This is a genomic window from Streptomyces nanshensis, from assembly GCF_001751255.1.
In the GTDB taxonomy this organism is placed as follows: Bacteria; Actinomycetota; Actinomycetes; order Streptomycetales; family Streptomycetaceae; genus Streptomyces; species Streptomyces nanshensis_A.
This window is the reverse complement of sequence record NZ_LJGW01000065.1, coordinates 319-3,429: the sequence shown is the minus strand read 5'-3', so window position 1 is coordinate 3,429 and position 3,111 is coordinate 319. Positions and strand designations below refer to the sequence as shown.

Below are 3,111 nucleotides of genomic sequence, written 5' to 3'. Positions count from 1 at the left end.
CCGCGGCCCCGGCGGCTCCGCTCGTTCCGCCGCCGCCCTCCGTACCGCCGGAGTCCTCGGCTCCGGATCCGCGGACGGCCGACCCCCGGCTGACCCGCGACGACTCGCCCCCCGAGGCGCCGCACGAGGACACGCTGCCCGACGGCACCGTCGTCGCGCGCTGTGTCGCCTGCGGCACGGGAGCCGTGGACGGCGACGGCTACTGCGACCACTGCGGCCACAAGCAGCCGCGCGAACGCGACCACATGGAGAGCGTGTTGGCGTCGGTCGCGGCGGCCAGCGACCGCGGGCTGCGCCACCACCGCAACGAGGACTTCTTCGCGCTGCACGAGGCCGTGACGCCCCAGGGCGCCCCGGTGACCATCGCCGTGGTCTGCGACGGCGTCTCGTCGGCCACCCGCCCCGACGACGCGTCGGCCGCGGCCGCACGCGCCGCGGGAGCCTCGCTGCTCGGCGCCGTACCGCAGGGCACACCGGCTCAACAGGCCATGCACGACGCGCTCATGGCGGCCGCGGAGGCGGTCAACGCCCTTGCGGACGAAGGTCCCAACGAGCCCTCGAAGAACGCCCCCGCGTGCACGATCGTCGGCGCGCTCACCGTCGAGGGCATCCTCACCGTCGGCTGGATCGGCGACAGCCGCGCCTACTGGGTGCCCGACGAGCAGGGCGCGCCGCCCGCCCGGCTGACCGAGGACGACTCGTGGGCCGCGCAGATGGTGGCCGCCGGTCTGCTCTCCGAGGAGGAGGCGTACGCGGACGCCCGCGCACACGCCATCACGGGCTGGCTCGGCGCCGACGCGTACGAAGTCGAGCCGCACACCGCCTCGTACAAGCCGGAGGGCACGGGCGTGGTGATCGTCTGCACCGACGGGATCTGGAACTACGCGGAGTCCGCCGAGCAGATGGCCGCCGCGGTGCCTGCCGACGGCCGCGTCCGTCCGCTGCCCGCGGCCCAGCGCCTGGTCGGCTTCGCCCTCGACGGCGGCGGCCACGACAACGCGACGGTGGCCGTCATCCCCTTCCCGGCGCCGACCCAGGGGGCTGTGCCGGCCTGACGGGACGTACGCGACGGATGACGCACGGACCGGCGTCCGCACCGGCGGCGTGCCCGCCCGCGTACGGACGGGACGTCGTTCGTACCGATGTGTTCGCTCCTGTGCGGCCATGTGCGGACCGCGTACGGGCGGGACGAGGTACGGATACGGGCGGGACACGGACCGGACACGGACGCCGGGACGGCGGAACTGGCGGCGCGCGGCGCGGCGTGGGGAGGAACACCGGGCACACGCCGGTCCCCGCGACCCGCCCGCGGGCGGGCCCGCGCAGCGCCGTACGACGATCCCTCGCCACGGACCAGGAGCGGAACATGACCGATTTCGCCGGGCAGCACGCGCCGCGGTTCTCCGTCGACGTCTACCAGAACGAGTATCTGCCGGAGGGCGGGCGGCAGGTGGACGCGATCATCACCGTCGGCTCCGGTGCGGTACCCGGAGCCGGAGGCGGAACCCGAGCGGGCTCGGGGGCCCGCGGATCCGTGCCGTCCGCGGTCCGTACCGACACCGCCGTCGTGATCATGCTCGACTGCTCCGGCTCGATGGACCATCCGCAGACCAAGCTGCGCCACGCGCGGAAGGCGACCGCCGCCGCGGTCGAGACGCTGCACGACGGCGTCTCCTTCGCGGTCGTCGCCGGTACGCACGAGGCCGCGGAGGTCTATCCGGGAGGCGGCAGGCTGGCGGTGGCCGGGCCGGAGACCCGCAAGGGCGCGCGGGAGGCGCTGCGCACCTTGCGCGCGGAGGGCGGCACCGCCATCGGGAGCTGGCTGCGGCTCACCAGGAGCCTGCTGGCGGCGCACGACGGCCCGATACGGCATGCCGTCCTCCTCACCGACGGGCGCAACGAGCATGAGTCCGCGGAGGAGTTGAAGGCCGCCCTCGACGAGTGCGCCGGGCGCTTCACCTGTGACGCACGGGGCGTCGGTACGGACTGGGAGGTCGAGGAGGTCACCGGGATCGCCTCCGCGCTCCTTGGCTCCGCCGACATCGTCGCCCGCCCCGAGGAACTGGCCGAGGACTTCACGGCGATGATGGCGAACGTGCTGCGCAAGGAGATCGCGGACGTGGCGCTGCGCCTGTGGACGCCGAAGGGCTCGACGGTGAGGTTCGTGAAGCAGGTCGCCCCGTCCGTCGAGGACCTCACGGACCGCCGTACGCCCACGGGGCCCAACTCCGGGGACTATCCGACCGGTTCATGGGGCGAGGAGTCCCGCGACTACCACGTGTGCGTCGAGGTTCCGGCGGCCGAGGTGGGCCAGGAGATGCTCGCGTGCCGCGCCGCGCTGGTGCTGCCCGCGGAGGACGGCGGGCTCGCGCGGACGCTCGCACAGGGGCTGATACGCGCGGTGTGGACGGACGACCTCGCCTCCGCCACCGGCATCGACGTACAGGTCGCGCACTACACGGGCCAGGCCGAGCTGGCCGACGCGATCCGGCGCGGACTGGAGAACCGTCGCGCCGGAGACGAAGAGGGCGCGACGTCACAACTCGGGCGGGCCGTGCGGCTGGCCGACGCCTCCGGGAACGAGGAGACCTCGAAGCTGCTTTCGAAGGTGGTGGACGTGATCGACGCCCCGAACGGTACTGTTCGGCTGAAGGCGAAGGTTGCCGACGCCGACGAGATGACGCTGGAGACACGGTCCACGAAGACGGTCCGTGTGAAGAGGTAACGGCCCGCGGGGGCCGTGCCGCAGGTACAAGAGTCCAGGAGTACAAGGGGGAGGCAATCACCATGCCGACTTGCCCGAACGGACACCAGTCGGCGGCCGACGACTGGTGCGAGGTGTGCGGTCACCGTATGTCCGACGCGTCCGCCGCGCCGGCCGGTGCGGTCCCGCCGTCGCCCTCGCAGCCACCCGGGCCCGGGGGCGGCTACGGCTACCCCGGTCCGCCGCCCGCTCCCGGCGGGCAGGGCGGACCCGGAGCGGGCCCGCCCCCCGGTCCCCCGTCCCAGGGGTACGGCTATCCCGGCCCGGGCAGCGCCGGACCCGGACCCGGCGGACCTCCTCCCGGACCCGGCGGACCCCCTCCTGGTGCTCCTGGCGGTCCGGGCGCT

2 protein-coding genes and 1 pseudogene are annotated in these 3,111 nt (G+C 74.3%); all 3 read left to right on the top strand.

Going from position 1 to position 3,111, the window contains the following annotated elements:
• A partial coding sequence (locus tag AN218_RS03160; RefSeq protein ID WP_244900229.1) for a PP2C family protein-serine/threonine phosphatase occupies positions 1 to 1,055 on the top strand: 1,055 nt, incomplete at its 5' end.
• A gap of 311 nt (positions 1,056 to 1,366) precedes the next feature.
• Positions 1,367 to 2,725, top strand: coding sequence for a vWA domain-containing protein (locus tag AN218_RS03155; protein WP_070015080.1), 1,359 nt, complete (start codon positions 1,367 to 1,369; stop codon positions 2,723 to 2,725).
• Between the two features lie 62 nt (positions 2,726 to 2,787).
• Positions 2,788 to 3,111: pseudogene (locus AN218_RS38985) on the top strand (FHA domain-containing protein); the annotation flags it as partial.